The following is a 15373-nucleotide window of genomic DNA, read 5'->3' as shown; positions in this document are numbered from 1 at the left end:
CCCAGCGCGCCACCCCCTCTTCTCTCGCGGCCCCCTCCTTGGCCGCCCCTTCGATTGCCGCCGCCATGACCGACGCCTCCAAGTCCAACACCCCCTCGACACGACAGTCGACGCGAAAGCCGACTACCGTTCGACGCTCAACCTGCCCGACACCCCGTTCCCGATGCGCGGCGACCTGCCCAAGCGCGAGCCGGGCTGGGTCCAGGAATGGGAAGACCAGGGGATCTACCAGCGCCTGCGCGTGGCGCGCCAGGGCAAGCCGAAGTTCGTGCTGCACGACGGCCCGCCCTACGCCAACGGCCAGATCCACATGGGTCACGCGGTCAACAAGATCCTCAAGGACATGATCGTCAAGGCGCGCCAGCTCGAGGGCTTCGACGCCGCCTACATCCCCGGCTGGGACTGCCACGGCCTGCCGATCGAGAACCAGATCGAGAAGACCTTCGGCCGCGGCCTGCCGCGCGACGAGGTGCAGGCCAAGAGCCGCGCCTACGCCGGCGAGCAGATCGACCAGCAGCGCGTCGACTTCAAGCGCCTGGGCGTGCTCGGCGACTGGGACCATCCGTACCGGACGATGGACTTCAAGAACGAGGCGGGTGAGCTTCGTGTGCTGAAGCGCCTGTTCGAGCGCGGCTTCGTCTACCGCGGCCTGAAGCCGGTGTACTGGTGCTTCGACTGCGGCTCCTCGCTGGCCGAGTTCGAGATCGAGTACGCCGACAAGGACTCCCCGGCCGTCGACGTGGCCTTCCTGAGCGCGGAGCCGGAGAAGCTCGCCGCGGCCTTCGGCCTCGGCCCGCTGAACAACGAGATCTTCACAGTCATTTGGACTACCACTCCGTGGACGATCCCAGCGAACCAGGCGTTGAACCTGAACCCTGAACTGCCTTATGCGCTGGTGCAGACCGACCGCGGCTACTTCGTCGTCGCCGAGGCGCTGGTCGAGAAGTGCCTGGCCCGCTGGGGCATCGAAGGCAAGGCCGTCGCGGTCACGCCGGGCAAGTCGCTGGAACTGCTGAAGTTCAAGCACCCGCTCGCGCACGTGCATCCGGGCTTCGATCGCGAAAGCCCCGTGTATCTGGCCGACTACGCCACCGCCGACGACGGCACCGGCGTGGTCCATTCGGCGCCGGCCTACGGCGTGGACGACTTCAACTCGTGCATCGCGCACGGCTTGGCGTTCAAGGACATCCTGAACCCGGTGCAGGGCAACGGCGTCTATGAGGCCGAGCTGCCGCTGTTCGGCGGCCAGCACATCTGGAAGGCCAATCCGGTGATCGCCGCGGCGCTGCAGGATGCCGGCCGCCTGATGGCGCACAGCAAGATCCGCCACAGCTACCCGCACTGCTGGCGCCACAAGTCGCCGGTGATCTACCGCGCGGCGGCGCAGTGGTTCGTCCGCATGGACGAAGGCGACGGCGTGTTCACCGTCGACAAGGCCGACAAGACCCTGCGCCAGCTGGCGCTGGACGCGATCGAGCAGACCAGCTTCTATCCCGAGAACGGCAAGACGCGCCTGCACGACATGATCGCCGGCCGGCCCGACTGGTGCATCTCGCGCCAGCGCAGCTGGGGCGTGCCGCTGCCGATCTTCCTGCACAAGGACAGTGGCCAGCCGCATCCGAAAACGCTGGAGTTCATCGAGCGCGCCGCGCAACTGGTCGAGGCCGGCGGCATCGAGGCCTGGTCCAAGCTGGATCCAGCCGAGTGGCTGGGCGCCGAGGCCGAGCAGTACTCGAAGGGCCAGGACATCCTGGACGTGTGGTTCGACTCGGGCTCGACCTTCCAGCATGTGCTGAAGGGCTCGCACGCCGGCGCGGCGCACGAGACCGGTCCGGAAGCCGACCTCTACCTTGAGGGCCATGACCAGCATCGCGGCTGGTTCCACTCGTCGCTGCTGATCTCCTGCGCGCTCAACGGCCGCGCGCCTTACCGCGGTCTGCTGACCCACGGCTTCACCGTGGACAGCAAGGGCCGCAAGATGAGCAAGTCGCAGGGCAATGGCGTCGACCCGCAGGAGACCAGCAAGAAGCTGGGCGCCGAGATCATCCGCCTGTGGGTGGCGGCGTCCGACTACTCGGGCGACATCGCCGGCGACGAGAAGATCCTGGCGCGCGTCGTGGACGGCTACCGCCGCATCCGCAACACGCTGCGCTTCCTGCTGGCCAACACCTCGGACTTCGATGCGGCGACGGACGCCGTGCCGCTGGACCAACTCCTGGAGGCCGACCGCTATGCACTCGCCCGCGCGGCGCAGTTCCAGGAGGAGATCCTGGCGCACTACCAGCGCTACGAGTTCCACCCGGTCGTGGCCAAGCTGCAGGTGTACTGCTCCGAAGACCTGGGCGCGTTCTACCTGGACGTGCTGAAGGACCGGCTGTACACGAGCGCGCCGAAGTCGGCCGCGCGTCGTTCGGCGCAGACGGCGCTGTGGCACATCACGAACGCGATGCTGCGCTGGATGGCGCCGTTCCTGAGCTTCACCGCCGAGGAAGCATGGAAGGTCTTCGCGGGCAAGCAGGCCGGCGACACGATCTTCACCGAGACCTACTGGTCGACGGGGTCGCGCACGACGATGGCCTGATCGCGAAGTGGAACCGCATCCACGAGATCCGCGACGCGGTGAACAAGGCGATCGAGGAAGTTCGCACCACCGGTGCGATCGGCTCGTCGCTGCAGGCCGAGGTCGCGCTGGGCGTGAACGCCGAGGACCTGGCCCTGCTGCAGAGCCTGGGCGACGACCTCAAGTTCGTGCTGATCACGTCCGCGGCGAGCGTCACGCTGGCCGGCGAGCTGAGCATCACCGTGACGCCGTCGTCGCACCAGAAGTGCGAGCGCTGCTGGCACTACCGCGCGGACGTCGGCGCCAACCCGGCGCACCCGACGATCTGCGGCCGCTGCGACAGCAATCTCTACGGAGCCGGCGAGACACGCGTCATCGCCTGACCCGAGGCCGCGAAAGCGGTCATCCACACCAAGCCGGCGCTGGTTCCTCCGGGAACCGCGCCGTGCCGTGGCCAGTACTCGCAGCCGATCCAGCCCTCCCATCCCGTCGCCGCCGCGATCGCGTCGATCGCCGCGAGCGCGCCTCGCCAGTCGAGCGCCCCCTCGTCCGGCTCATGCCGGTCCGGCACGCCCGCGATCTGGAAGTGCCCGACGCGTCCCGTCGGCAGCCAGCGCCGCAACTGGGCGACGGCATCGCCTTCCACGCGTTCACAGTGGTACAGATCCATCTGGACCTTCAGGTTGGGCGCACCGACGCGCTCGACGATCGCATGGGCCTCGTCCTGCCGTTGCAGCAGGTAGCCAGGCATGTCGTGCGGATTGATCGGCTCGATCATCAGGTCGATGCCTGATCGAGCGGCCTGCGACGCGGCCCAGCGCAAGCGTTCCTCGTAGCGCGCGATCGCCGCGTCGCGCTCGTCTCCGGCTTCCAGCAGGCCGGCAAGCACGTGCACGCGCGGCGATGCCACCGCCGAGGCATAGGCGAGCGCTCGCTCGATGGATTCGCGGAAGTCCCCGTCCCTGCCTTCGACAGACGCGAGACCGCGCTCCCCCGCCGCCCAATCCCCCGGCGGCGCGTTGATCAGCACGATGCTCAAGCCCAGCGCCGTGGCACGAGCGCGCACTTCAGTGGCCGGCACGTCGTAGGGGAACAGGCATTCGACGCCAGCGAACCCGTCCCGGGCTGCGGCGTCGAAGCGATCGAGGAATGGCAGCTCCTGGTACAGGAAGCTGAGGTTGGCAGCAAAGCGGGGCATGCGGCGTAGTGTCACCGAGCCCGGCGCAAGGTCGCCCGGGGCCGGCGGAGTGGCCTCGCCGGGGCGCCAACTCGCGCCGTTCACCTTCGGTTCACTCTGCTCGAACAGACGGCGCCCCAAGTCAGTCGGGGGCTCGGCCACTCCGCCGGCCCCGGGCGACCTCGCGCCTCTCGCGAGGCTCAGCAGCAGCGGCCGGTGCGGGAGCTGTAGCGCGCCTCCTGGCGTTCGCGGAAGAAAGCCTCGTAGCTCAGCGGCGGCTGGTCGGGGTGGGTGCGGCCCATGTGCGCCAGGTAGGCGCCGTAGTCCGCACCGATCAGTTGCTGGCGCACGCCGCGGGCCATGTAGCGGCCCGCCTGCAGCACGTCCGAGGCCGCCGACAACGCAGCCTGGGCCGCTTCCGCCGCCTGCTTAAGCATGACCGCCCGCCGTCGCGCCTTCAGGCATGCGCTCGAACGGCGTCTCGCTGACCGACGGCTTGCGTTCGGCACGCGCCTTCAGGACCGCCTTCACGCTGTACACGAGCACGCTGACGACCACGAACATGAACAGCGCGCACAGGCCCGCGTCCAGGCGGTCGTTGAAGATCACGCGTTCCATCGCCTCCAGGCTCTTGGCCGGCGCCAGCACCTTGCCCGCCGCCAGCGAGTCCGCGTACTTCGCGGCGTGCGCCAGGAAGCCCACCTTCGGGTCTTCGCTGAAGATCTTCTGCCAGCCCGCCGTCATCGTGCAGATCAGCAGCCAGGCCGCCGGCAGGATCGTCGTCCAGGCATAACGGTCCTTCTTCATCTTGAACAGCACCACCGTGCCCAGCAGCAGCGCCACCGCGGCCAGCATCTGGTTGGCGATGCCGAACAGCGGCCACAGCGTGTTGATGCCGCCCAGCGGATCCACCACGCCCTGGTACAGGAAGTAGCCCCACGCGGCCACGCACAGGCCGGTGGCGATCAGGTTGGCCGGCAGTGATTCGGTGCGCTTCAGGGCCGGGACGAAGGTGCCCAGCAGATCCTGCAGCATGAAGCGGCCGGCGCGCGTGCCGGCATCGACGGCGGTCAGGATGAACAGCGCCTCGAACAGGATCGCGAAGTGGTACCAGAAGGCCATCATCGCCTTGCCGCCGACCACCTGGTGCAGGATGTGGGCCATGCCCACCGCCAGCGTCGGCGCGCCGCCGGCGCGCGCGAGGATGGTGTTCTCGCCGACGTCCTTGGCCGTCTGCACCAGCATCTCCGGCGTGATCACGAAGCCCCAGGTGGACAGCGTCGCGGCGACCTGGTCGGGGGTCGAGCCCACCAGCGCGGCCGGGCTGTTCATCGCGAAGTAGACGCCGGGCTCGATGCACGAGGCCGCCACCAGCGCCATCACCGCGACGAAGGATTCGGCCAGCATGCCGCCGTAGCCGATGAAGCGGGCGTTGACCTCGTTGTCCAGCATCTTGGGCGTCGTGCCCGAGCTGATCAGCGCATGGAAGCCCGACACCGCGCCGCAGGCGATGGTGATGAACAGGAAGGGGAACAGGTTGCCCGACCACACCGGACCGTTGCCGGCCGCGAACTGCGTGAACGAGGGCATCTGCATCGGCGGGGCGACGATCACGATGCCGATGGCCAGCGCGATGATGGTGCCGATCTTCAGGAAGGTCGACAGGTAGTCGCGCGGCGCCAGCAGCAGCCACACCGGGATGCTGGCGGCGACGAAGCCGTAGCCGATCAGCATCCACGTCAGCGCCTTGCCGTCGTAGGTGAACAGCGGCGCCCAGGCGGGGCTCTCATGCACCCACTGGCCGCCGATGATGGCCAGCATCAGCAGCACGAAGCCGATGATGGAGACCTCGCCGATGCGGCCCGGGCGGATGAATCTCAGGTACACGCCCATGAAGAGCGCCACCGGGATGGTCGCCGCCACGGTGAAGGTGCCCCAGGGCGAGCCGGCCAGCGCCTTCACGACGATCAGCGCCAGCACCGCCAGGATGATGATCATGATCATGAACGCGCCGAACAGCGCGATCACGCCGGGCACCGTGCCCATCTCCTGCTTGACGAGGTCGCCCAGCGAGCGGCCGTCGCGGCGCGTCGAGATGAACAGCACGATGAAGTCCTGCACCGCGCCGGCGAAGATCACGCCGGCCAGGATCCAGAGCAACCCCGGCAGGTAGCCCATCTGCGCGGCCAGGACCGGGCCGACCAGCGGGCCGGCGCCGGCGATCGCGGCGAAGTGGTGGCCGTACAGCACGTACTTGTGGGTCGGGACGAAGTCCAGGCCGTCGTTGTGCTTCCAGGCGGGCGTCTTGCGGGTGGGATCCAGCTCCAGGACCTTGGTGGCCAGGAACAGGCTGTAGTAGCGGTAGCCGATCAGGTACACGCAGATCGCCGCGACGACGACCCACAGCGCGCTGACCGCTTCGCCGTTGGCCAGCGCGACGGTGGCCAGGGCGAAGGCCCCGAGGATGGCCACGCCCGCCCAGGCGAGGTGGCGACTCATGTTCGACATCGATGTCTCCTTTTATGGTCGCGCGCCCGCCGCCCCGAAGGACGACCCGACACGCAAGCTGTCTTGCGGCGGCAGTTTCCGTTCCTGTGCGGTTTCGCACATCCGTCGGGTGGACTAGTTGGCCGGCGTAGGAGCGCTTAAGTGGAAACCCTCGACACCGACGGCGCGACACCCCGGGAACTGCCTGGCGAGGCGTCCGGCATGGCCCCGCGGTCCATGGCGCAGGCCGCCCCTCAGACGTCGTCGCGATGCAGTCCGCGGGCGTGTTCGACCGCGTAGCGGATCAGTTCGGCTTGGCCTTCCAGGTCGAGCTTGCGCTTGATGTTCTGGCGGTGCGTCTCGACGGTCCTCACGGACAGGTCGAGCGTTCTGGCGATCTGCTTGCTGGATTCGCCTCTGGCGAGCGCGGAGAGGATCTCGCTCTCGCGCGGCGAGAGGATGGGCCGCGGCTGCTGGCTGCGGAACATCCGCTTGGAGACGCCGGGACTGAGGAAGGTGCCGCCCGCCGCGACCGCGTCGATCGCGGCGACGATCTCGGCCGCCGGCGCGTCCTTGAGCACGTAGCCGCGGGCGCCGGCCTGCAGCGCGCGCTGCACGTACTCCGGGTTGTCGTACATGCTGTACATCAGCACGCGCAGGTCGGGCACGCGCTCCAGCATCGTCTGCGCGAGCTGGATGCCGTTGTGTCCCTTCAGACCGACGTCCAGCAGTACCACCTGGGGCTGCGTGGCGATCAGCATCATCATCGCCTCCTCCGCGGCGCCGGCCTCGCCGACCACGAGGTAGCGCGCCTCGCCCTGCAGCCGCGAGCGCACGCCCTCGCGCACCAGCGGGTGGTCGTCGACGAGCAGGATGCGCACGGGCGCGGCGGCGCCGGCCGCGGCGGCACTGGAGGAGGGATCGGCGCTCATGGCACGGGATTGTCGCGCGCCAGGCGGCGGATCGCCGACGCCGGCACGACGGCCTCGACCTGCGTGCCATGGCCAGGGCTGGACTGCAGGTCCAGCAGGCCGCCGACCGAGGCCATCCGCTCGCGCATGTTGCGCAGGCCGATGCCATGGCGCGGATCATCCCGTTCGGCGAGTTCGGCCTCCTCGGGATCGAAACCGGCGCCGTCGTCGAGCACGCGCAGCAGCACGTCGCCGGGCTCGCCGCGCGCATCGTCGGCGGCGAATTCGAGCGCCATCTCCACGCGCGCCGCGCCGGCATGTTTGGCGACATTCGTCAACGCCTCCTGCGCGACGCGGAACAGCACCGTGTTGAGCAGTTCCGGCAGTTCGCGCGGCGCGCCGGCCACCCGCATGGACACCGGCACCGCGCCGGCCTCGTCGAATTCGCGCGCCAGGTGTTCCAGCGCCGCCGGCAGGCCCAGCGTGTCGAGCAGCGCCGGGCGCAGCCGGTGGGACAGCCCACGCACCTCGCTCAGGCTGGCGTTGAGCCGCTCCAGCGCGCGCGGCAGCAGCGCGGTCGATCCCGCCTGCTGCGCCGATTCGATCAGCAGCTTGGTCGACACCAGCGTCTGGCTGACACCGTCGTGCAGTTCGCGCGACAGGTGCGCGCGCTCGTCCTCCTGCGACCGCACCACGTCGTGCGCCAGCGCCCGCAGCCGGGCCTCGGACTGGCGGTGCTCGCTGAGGTTCAGGGCCAGCGCGCAGGCGCTGATCAACGCGACGCCGAATACCGCGATCGCGGCGATGCCCCACATCGTCCGCGCGATGTTGGCCTGCGCCTCGTGGTCGAGCTGCTCCAGCGTCGCGCGGATGCCGTCGAGGTACAGGCCCGTGCCCAGCATCCAGTTCCAGCGCTCCATCGCGACGACGTAGCCCAGCTTGGGGGCCATCTCGCCGCTGGACGGCTTGCGCCACAGGTATTCGACATAGCCGCCGCCGGCCCGGGCCTGGCCGACCAGCTGCTGGATCGTCGGCCGGCCCAGCGGATCGTGCAGACCCCACAGGTCGCGGCCCAGCAGTTCCGGCTGGCGCGAGTGCATCAGCACCCGGCCCTGCAGGTCGTAGACGAAGAAGTAGCCGTCCTCGCCGTAATCAAGCGACGACAACAGTCGCAGCGCCTCGCGCTTGTCGCGTTCGACGTCGGCATCGCTGGTCTGGCCGGCGAGCGCGGGCGAACGCTCGTACAGCGGCTGCAAGGTGCTGACGGCCAGTTCGACGTAGTGGCGCAGCTCGTCGCGGCGCGCGTCCATGTAGGCGCGCTGCACGGCGGCGTGCTCGCGGGCAAGCAGCTCGCGCTCCTGCTGGCGCACCGCCACCGCGATCAGCAGCAGCGAGGCAACCAGCGGCAGCAGCGCCAGCAGCAGGATCTTCAGGCGCAATCTCATCGGGTCATCATCGGGTCATCGTGGGGCAGTCACCGGACAATCATCGGTGCCTCGTCGGCGGCCCGCACTGTAGCCGCACGGCGCCGGCGCGGCGGGCGCTACAGTTGCGGGTTCCGCGCTTCCCTCCGTGCAGCATCCATGGCCACCAAGTCCCCGTCCTCGTCGAACAACCGCCTGATCCAGTGGCTGGCGATCGCCCTGCTGGTCATCGTGGCCGATCAGTTCACCAAGGTCCTGATCCTGCACAGCTTCCAGTACGGGGACAGCCACTACGTCCTGCCCTTCTTCAACCTGGTGCGGGTCCACAACACCGGCGCGGCGTTCAGCTTCCTGGCGGGCGCGTCGGGCTGGCAGCGCTGGTTCTTCGTCGGGCTCGGCGTCGCGGCGACGATCTTCATCATCTGGATGCTGCGCCGCCACGGTCACCAGACGCAGTTCGCCTGGGCGCTCAGCCTGATCCTGGGTGGCGCGGTGGGCAACATCGTCGACCGCCTGCTGCACGGCTATGTCGTCGACTTCATCCAGCTGCACTGGGCCGGCTGGTACTACCCGTCCTTCAACATCGCCGACAGCGCCATCACCGTCGGCGCCGTCCTGCTGATCTGGGACGAGTTGCGCCGCGTCAAGCGCGGCTGAGCACCGGGCGCGCGGGAGCGCGATGGCCCCTTGCGCCCTTTCCTGCGGCCCTTCCGGCCGTTGCGCCCCCTCCCGACCGAGGGTTCCTCCGGAGAAACGAGGCTGGCTTTCGCACGCCCGTCTGCGTAGCCTTGTCCTGAAGAGGGAGGCCGTCACGCAGACGCGGGCGGTTCGGCACGCGTGGGGCTTCGACGTGACGAAGTGGACATCGCGACCATGGACATGACACGGGCCACGGCGACAATCCGCTGCGACCAAACGTAACCAAGAACAGGGCCGACAAGGGCCTCGCTCCCATGCTCGACTTCTCCTGCCTGACCCACTATGACTGGCTCGATGTGCCCATGTGGGTCTACGACCAGGAGCGTCAGCGCAACCTCTGGGCCAATGCCGCCGCGCTGGGGTTCTGGCGCGCCGACAGCGCCGAGGAATTCCTCTCCCGCGACCTCAGCGACATGAGTCCGTCGGTGGCCGAGCGGCTGGCGGTGACCGCCGCCGACCACACGCAGGGCAAGCTGGTCCGCGAGCAGTGGACGCTCTATCCGAAGGGCCAGCCGGCGACGGTGATGCTGGTCTCCCGCGGCATCCGCACGCCCGACAAGCGCCAGGTGATGCTGTTCGCCGCCGACTCGCTGGTCAGCGGCGTCGACAAGAGCCTGCTGCGTGGCGTCGAGGCGCTGCAGCACACCTCGGTGCGGATCGCGGTGTTCTCGCTGCGCGACGGCAGCACGCTGATGCGCAATCCCGCCGCGGCGATGTGCTTCAACGGCCTGCGCAAGACGATCGGCGCGACCGACTTCAGCGCGATCTTCCCGGAACCCGACCTGGCGCGCCGCATCGTCACGCAGGTGCGCGGCGGCCAGACCTTCGGCGCCGAGCTCGAGATCAACACCGCCAACGGCCGCCGCTGGCACGCCGTCGACGCGCGCCCGATGCGCGACCCGGTGAGCGGCGAGGTCGTGCTGCAGCTCAATGCGCGCGACATCGGCGACTTCAAGGCCACGCAGGCCCAGCTCGAGGCCGCGCGCGAAGCCGCCGAAGCCGCCAGCCAGGCCAAGAGTTCCTTCCTGGCCAACATGAGCCACGAGATCCGCACGCCGATGAACGGCGTGCTGGGCCTGACCGAGCTGGTGCTGCAGACCGAGCTCAACGAGCGCCAGCGCAAGTTCATCGAGCTCGCGCACAGTTCGGCCAAGGGCCTGATGGTCATCATCAACGACCTGCTGGACATCGCGAAGATCGAAGCCGGCCGCGTGATCATCGACCAGGCGCCCTTCAGCCTGCACGACTGCCTGCGCGAGGCGCTGCATCCGCTGCTGCTCCAGGCCCATGAGAAGGGGCTGCAGCTGCATGCCCGCGTGCAGCCCGGCGTGCCGCAGCATCTGCTGGGTGACGCGCTGCGGCTGCGCCAGATCATGGTGAACCTGGTCGGCAACGCCCTGAAGTTCACCGAGAAGGGCGAGGTCCGCGTCGACATCCAGCGCGTGGACGCAGGCGGCGACGAGCCGGCCCACGCCGGTCCGCTGCGTCTGCGCATCGCGGTGCACGACACCGGCATCGGCATGACGCGCGAGCAGATCGCGCAGATCTTCAGCCCGTTCACGCAGGCCGACGGCAGCATCACGCGCCGCTACGGCGGCACCGGCCTGGGCCTGACCATCGTCAAGCGCCTGGTGGAGCTGATGGGCGGCGAGGTGCAGGTGGAGAGCCAGCCGGGCGCCGGCTCCTGCTTCAGCTTCGAGGTCCGGGTCTCGCAGCCGCTGGTGCTGGACGAGGTGCTCCGCACCGAGACCGTCGACGTGGACGTGCACGAGACGACGGCGGGCTCGCTCGACGGCGGAGCCGCGACCGATTTCGGCGCCGACACGGTGCCCGCGGACCTCGACGACCTGCCCGCACCGCGGCGCGTCGTCACCGACGAAGGCGCACCGGCGCCGCGCAACGACGCCCGAGCGGACGACAGCGCCAACGACGCGCTGCTGGATGCCGAGACGGTGGCGGCCGACCTGGATCCGCCGCTCGCCACCCCGGCCGGTTCAAACCAGCAGCACGCCTGAACCCGTCGTCGTGCGGGCTTCCAGCTCGCGGTGTGCGCGCTGGACCTCGTCGAACGGATAACGCTGTTCGACCTCGATCTTCACCGCACCGCTCTCCACGGCCTGGAACAGCGCGCCCGAGATCTCCTGCGTCGCCTCGAGCGACGACAGATGCACGAACAGCGACGGCCGCGTGAGGTAGAGCCCCGACGCCGCCAGCGCCTTCAGCGAGATCGGCGGCACCACGCCGGACGCGTTGCCGAAGCTGACCATCAGGCCGAACGGCCGCAGGCTCGCCAGCGAGCCTTCCCAGGTCGACGCGCCGACCGAGTCGTAGACGACCTTCACGCCCTGGCCACCGGTGATCTCCTTGACGCGCTCGGCGAAGTTCTCCGTCGAGTAGTTGATCGCGAACTCGGCGCCATGGTCCAGCGCGAGCTGGCACTTCGCGTCGCTGCCGGCGGTGCCGATCAGCTTCAGGCCGAGCGCCTTCGCCCACTGGCACGCGATCAGGCCGACGCCGCCGGCCGCCGCATGGAAGAGCACGTGGTCGCCGCGCTGCAGCCCGCCCTGCGGCAGCGTGCGCTGCAGCAGGTACTGCACCGTCATGCCCTTGAGCATCATCGAGGCGCCCTGCTCGAAACTCAGGAAGTCCGGCAGCTTCACGACGCACTTCGCCGGCATCACGCGGGCGGTCGCGTAGGCGCCGATCGGCTGACTCGCGTACGCGGCACGGTCGCCGGCCTTCAGATGGGTCACGCCCTCGCCCACCGCCTCGACGATGCCGGCGCCCTCCATGCCGATGCCCGTCGGCAGCGGCAGCGGATACACGCCGCTGCGGTGGTAGATGTCGATGTAGTTGAGGCCGCAGGCCGCGTGGCGGATGCGGATCTCGCCGGGACCCGGGTCGCCGACCTCGACGGATTCGATCGTCAGGACCTCCGGTCCGCCAGGTTGCGAGATGCGCACGGCTCGGTCGCTCATCAGGGTTCTCCTCAGTAGGGGATGTCGCTCGCGCGTCGCCCGACGCGCCGATCGCGGCTATCGTGCCAGTCTCGCGACTCCGGCGCTTCGTCGCAATGACGTTGACCCCACGACTGGCCCTGATGCTGACGCTGCCTCCGCTGCTGTGGGCGGGCAACGCGGTCGTCGGGCGCTCGGTCGCGGCGCTGGTGCCGCCGCTGCTGCTCAACGCGACGCGCTGGACGCTGGCCTTCGTGCTGCTGGTGCTGATCGCGCGCCCCGCGCGCGCCCTGCTGCAAGACCTGGCCCCGCTGCGCGCGCGGTGGGGCTACTTCGCGCTGACCGGCGTGCTGGGCATGGGCTGCTACAACGCGCTGCAGTACCAGGCGCTGCACAGCTCGACGGCGCTCAACGTGACCCTGATCGCCGCGAGCCTGCCCGTGTGGATGCTGGCCGTCGGCGCCCTGCTCCACCGCGTGTGGCCGACCCGCCGCCAGCTCGCCGGCGCGGCGCTGTCGCTGGCGGGTGTGGCGCTGGTGATCTCCCGCGGCCACCTCGAGCGGCTGGCGCAGGTCCAGTTCGTCGCCGGCGACCTGATGATGCTGCTGGCCGTCCTCAGTTGGGCCTTCTACAGCTGGCTGCTGGCGCGACCGCCCGCGCACATGCAGGGCGAGCGCCGGCCCGACTGGGACTGGTCCGCGCTGCTGATGGCCCAGATGCTGTTCGGACTGGCGTTCGGCTGGGTCTCCGCAGGCGTGGAGCAGGCCGTCGGCGTGCCGACGGTGCAATGGGGCTGGCCGCTGGCGGCCGCGCTCGTCTACGTCGCGATCGGACCGTCGCTGATCGCCTACCGCTGCTGGGGCCTGGGCGTCGCCCAGGCGGGGCCGACGCTGGCCGCCTTCTTCGGCAACCTCACGCCGGTCTTCGCGGCGCTGATGTCGGCCGCGCTGCTGGGCGAATGGCCGGCGTGGTTCCACGGCGCGGCCTTCGCGCTGATCGCGGCGGGGATCCTGGTGTCCTCGGCCAAGCGTTGAAGGTCTTGGCTGAGGTCCTCCCCGCCAACCCTCAGAACGTGCCCGGGTACGAACCGCCGTCGAGCAGGATGTTCTGCCCGGTCAGGTAGCCCGCGTGGGAAGAGCACATCAGCGCGCAGATCGCGCCGAACTCCGCCGCGCTGCCGAAGCGTTGCGCCGGGATCGCCGACATGCGCTTGGCGCGCACGTCGTCGACCGGCTGGCCCGACTTCTGCGCGCCGGCGGCCATCGTCTTCTGCAGGCGCTCGGTGTCGAAGGCGCCCGGCAGCAGGTTGTTGATGGTCACGTTGCGGCCGGCGATGCGCGACTGCCGCGCGATGCCGGCGACGAAGCCTGTCAGGCCCGAGCGAGCGCCGTTGGACAGGCCCAGCACGTCGATCGGCGCCTTCACCGCGCCGGAGGTGATGTTGACGATGCGGCCGAAGCCGCGACCCGCCATCTGGTCCACCGTCGCCTTGATCAGCGCGATCGGCGTCAGCATGTTGGCCTCCAGGGCGGCGAGCCATTGCTCGCGTTCCCAGTCGCGGAAATCGCCCGGCGGCGGGCCGCCGGCGTTGTTGATCAGGATGTCCACCTGCGGCGCGGAGGCCAGCGCGGCGGCGCGGCCGGCTTCGGTGGTGATGTCGCCGGCCACGGCCACGACCTGCACGGCGGGGTTGATCCCGCGCAGCTTCGCGGCCTGCGCCTGCAGCGCCTCCTCGCCGCGCGCGGTGATCACCACGTTCACGCCTTCAGCGGCCAGCGCCTCGGCGCAGCCCGCGCCCAGGCCCTTCGACGCCGCGCACACCAGGGCCCACTTGCCCGTCAGTCCCAAGTCCATGTCGATCTCCGTTCTTCATTGCAAGAGGGCTTGCGCACTGCCGCGGCCGCTGGCCCTCACCCCTGCCCCCGCAAGCGGGAGAGGGAGAAAGAGGCGCCCGCGCGGCGACGCGACGGCGCGTCAGCGGCGTTGGCGCGCGAGCAGCCACACGCCGCCCAGCACCAGCACCGTGCCCGCGACGACCCAGCCGGTGAGCGGCTCGTCGAGGATCAGCACGCCCATCAGTATCGTGGACATGGGGCCGACCATGCCCGTCTGCGCGGCGACACCCGCCCCCATGCGCTCGATCGCCATCATGACCATCAGCACCGGCGCGAAGGTGCAGACGAGCGCATTCAGCACCGACAACCACCACACCGCCGGCGCGAGGTCCGCGAGACCCGACACCGGCCGCGTCAGCAGGAACTGCGCGATGCAGAAGCCGCACGCGACGGAGGTCGCCAGCCCGGTGAGCCGCATGGCGCCGAGGCGCTTGACCCATTCGCCGCTGTAGACGAGGTACAGCGCGTAGGCCACCGCGCTGCCGAAGACCAGCCCACCACCGAGCCACACGTTCGCGCCGGCGACCTGCAATTCGTGGCCGAAGACCAGCAGCACGCCGGCGTAGCTGACGGCCAGCGCGCCCGCCTGGCGCAGCGTCACGCGGCGTCCGAACATCGCCCACGACAGCAGCAGCACGATGGTGGGGTTGAGGTACAGGATGAGGCGTTCGAAGCTGGCGCTGACGTAGGCCAGTCCGGCGAAGTCCAGGAAGCTGGCGAGGTAGTAGCCGCTGAAGCCCAGGCCGAGGATGGCGAGCTTCTCGCGTCCGGTGAGCGCGGGTTTGCCGCGGCCGGCCCACCAGGCCAGCAGCAGGAACAGCGGCAGCGCGAGCAGCATGCGCAGCATCAGCAGCGTGATGGCGTCGACGCCGTGGCGATAGGCGAGCTTGACGATGATCGCCTTGCCGGAGAACGCGATCGCGCCGCCCACCGCCAGCAACAGCCCGCTGAGCGGCACGCGCGCCGATGCCGGCTCCGAGGAGGCGACCGGCGTCGCGGTGGGGGAACTGCTCATCCGGCCGATTCTAGGAATCGACGGGCGGACCGCATTCGCGAAGGGGCAATGCACGCTTGCCGCCCCGGTGCGCGCTCCGCCCCGCCATCGACGACCGACGGCTTCACCTCCCGACACCTGGGTGCGTGGGTGCGTGGGAGTGTGGGTGCGTGAGAGTGTCGGCGGCTCGGTGCGTCGAAGCCGGCGGAGCCGGTGCCCCTCGAAGCGAACCCTGAGCGAAGCGAAGACTGTGAGCGCCGAGGGGCACC

At 69.7% G+C, this 15373-nt stretch carries 11 protein-coding genes and 1 pseudogene; 4 read left to right on the top strand and 8 right to left on the bottom strand.

The genetic code is table 11. The features are described from left to right. Positions 1–163: 163 nt before the first annotated feature. A pseudogene (gene ileS, locus ACQ859_RS12600) lies at positions 164–2943 on the top strand (isoleucine--tRNA ligase). Here ileS and ACQ859_RS12595 read toward each other — a convergent pair. From ACQ859_RS12595 to ACQ859_RS12575, 5 genes are all read right to left on the bottom strand, one after another. Next, positions 2910–3758, bottom strand: coding sequence for a hydroxypyruvate isomerase family protein (locus tag ACQ859_RS12595; RefSeq protein ID WP_431266528.1), 849 nt, complete (start codon positions 3756–3758; stop codon positions 2910–2912). The pseudogene ileS and the gene ACQ859_RS12595 sit on opposite strands and share 34 nt — an antisense overlap. Positions 3759–3937: 179 nt before the next feature. Next, a complete protein-coding gene (locus ACQ859_RS12590) occupies positions 3938–4174 on the bottom strand; it encodes a YbdD/YjiX family protein (RefSeq protein ID WP_431266067.1) in 237 nt (78 codons plus the stop codon). Beyond that, on the bottom strand, positions 4167–6245 hold the full coding sequence (locus ACQ859_RS12585) for a carbon starvation CstA family protein (protein ID WP_431266066.1): 2079 nt from the start codon (positions 6243–6245) through the stop codon (positions 4167–4169). The genes ACQ859_RS12590 and ACQ859_RS12585 overlap by 8 nt, the downstream gene beginning before the upstream one ends. Positions 6246–6478: 233 nt before the next feature. After that, positions 6479–7156 (bottom strand): response regulator, encoded by a 678-nt coding sequence (locus ACQ859_RS12580; protein ID WP_431266065.1) that lies wholly within the window; start codon positions 7154–7156, stop codon positions 6479–6481. Beyond that, positions 7153–8580, bottom strand: coding sequence for a cache domain-containing protein (locus ACQ859_RS12575; RefSeq protein ID WP_431266064.1), 1428 nt, complete (start codon positions 8578–8580; stop codon positions 7153–7155). The genes ACQ859_RS12580 and ACQ859_RS12575 overlap by 4 nt, the downstream gene beginning before the upstream one ends. Before the next feature lie 138 nt (positions 8581–8718). On the opposite strand from ACQ859_RS12575, the gene lspA reads away from it, so the two are divergent. Continuing rightward, the gene (gene lspA / locus ACQ859_RS12570) at positions 8719–9216 is read left to right on the top strand and encodes a signal peptidase II (protein ID WP_099862258.1); all 498 of its coding nucleotides are present in this window, start codon (positions 8719–8721) and stop codon (positions 9214–9216) included. Between the two features lie 296 nt (positions 9217–9512). Next, entirely contained in the window at positions 9513–11273 is a 1761-nt protein-coding gene (locus tag ACQ859_RS12565; protein WP_431266063.1) for an ATP-binding protein, read from the top strand. Here ACQ859_RS12565 and ACQ859_RS12560 read toward each other — a convergent pair. Continuing rightward, positions 11253–12236, bottom strand: coding sequence for a quinone oxidoreductase family protein (locus tag ACQ859_RS12560; protein ID WP_431266062.1), 984 nt, complete (start codon positions 12234–12236; stop codon positions 11253–11255). The genes ACQ859_RS12565 and ACQ859_RS12560 overlap by 21 nt on opposite strands. Positions 12237–12358: 122 nt before the next feature. Here ACQ859_RS12560 and ACQ859_RS12555 point away from each other — a divergent pair, with 122 nt between their 5' ends. Continuing rightward, positions 12359–13249, top strand: coding sequence for a DMT family transporter (locus ACQ859_RS12555; RefSeq protein WP_431266061.1), 891 nt, complete (start codon positions 12359–12361; stop codon positions 13247–13249). Positions 13250–13280: 31 nt separating this feature from the next. Here the strand turns inward: ACQ859_RS12555 and ACQ859_RS12550 are convergent, their stop codons facing one another. Both ACQ859_RS12550 and ACQ859_RS12545 read right to left on the bottom strand, forming a co-directional pair. Next, a complete protein-coding gene (locus ACQ859_RS12550; protein WP_431266060.1) occupies positions 13281–14069 on the bottom strand; it encodes an SDR family oxidoreductase in 789 nt (262 codons plus the stop codon). 120 nt (positions 14070–14189) lie between these two features. Then, a complete protein-coding gene (locus tag ACQ859_RS12545; RefSeq protein ID WP_431266059.1) occupies positions 14190–15125 on the bottom strand; it encodes a DMT family transporter in 936 nt (311 codons plus the stop codon). Between the last annotated feature and the right edge of the window lie 248 nt (positions 15126–15373).

Source organism: Roseateles chitinivorans, from assembly GCF_050632235.1.
Taxonomy (GTDB): Bacteria; Pseudomonadota; Gammaproteobacteria; order Burkholderiales; family Burkholderiaceae_C; genus Roseateles; species Roseateles chitinivorans_A.
This window is presented reverse-complemented; position numbering and strand designations above follow the sequence as displayed.

Excerpts from the sequence above, each read along its gene's own strand:
- ACQ859_RS12595 (WP_431266528.1), bottom strand. The coding sequence starts at position 3,758 with ATGCCCCGCTTTGCTGCCAACCTCAGCTTCCTGTACCAGGAGCTGCCA.
- ACQ859_RS12590 (WP_431266067.1), bottom strand. The coding sequence starts at position 4,174 with ATGCTTAAGCAGGCGGCGGAAGCGGCCCAGGCTGCGTTGTCGGCGGCC.
- ACQ859_RS12585 (WP_431266066.1), bottom strand. The coding sequence starts at position 6,245 with ATGTCGAACATGAGTCGCCACCTCGCCTGGGCGGGCGTGGCCATCCTC.
- ACQ859_RS12580 (WP_431266065.1), bottom strand. The coding sequence starts at position 7,156 with ATGAGCGCCGATCCCTCCTCCAGTGCCGCCGCGGCCGGCGCCGCCGCG.
- ACQ859_RS12575 (WP_431266064.1), bottom strand. The coding sequence starts at position 8,580 with ATGAGATTGCGCCTGAAGATCCTGCTGCTGGCGCTGCTGCCGCTGGTT.
- lspA (WP_099862258.1), top strand. The coding sequence starts at position 8,719 with ATGGCCACCAAGTCCCCGTCCTCGTCGAACAACCGCCTGATCCAGTGG.
- ACQ859_RS12565 (WP_431266063.1), top strand. The coding sequence starts at position 9,513 with ATGCTCGACTTCTCCTGCCTGACCCACTATGACTGGCTCGATGTGCCC.
- ACQ859_RS12560 (WP_431266062.1), bottom strand. The coding sequence starts at position 12,236 with ATGAGCGACCGAGCCGTGCGCATCTCGCAACCTGGCGGACCGGAGGTC.
- ACQ859_RS12555 (WP_431266061.1), top strand. The coding sequence starts at position 12,359 with ATGCTGACGCTGCCTCCGCTGCTGTGGGCGGGCAACGCGGTCGTCGGG.
- ACQ859_RS12550 (WP_431266060.1), bottom strand. The coding sequence starts at position 14,069 with ATGGACTTGGGACTGACGGGCAAGTGGGCCCTGGTGTGCGCGGCGTCG.
- ACQ859_RS12545 (WP_431266059.1), bottom strand. The coding sequence starts at position 15,125 with ATGAGCAGTTCCCCCACCGCGACGCCGGTCGCCTCCTCGGAGCCGGCA.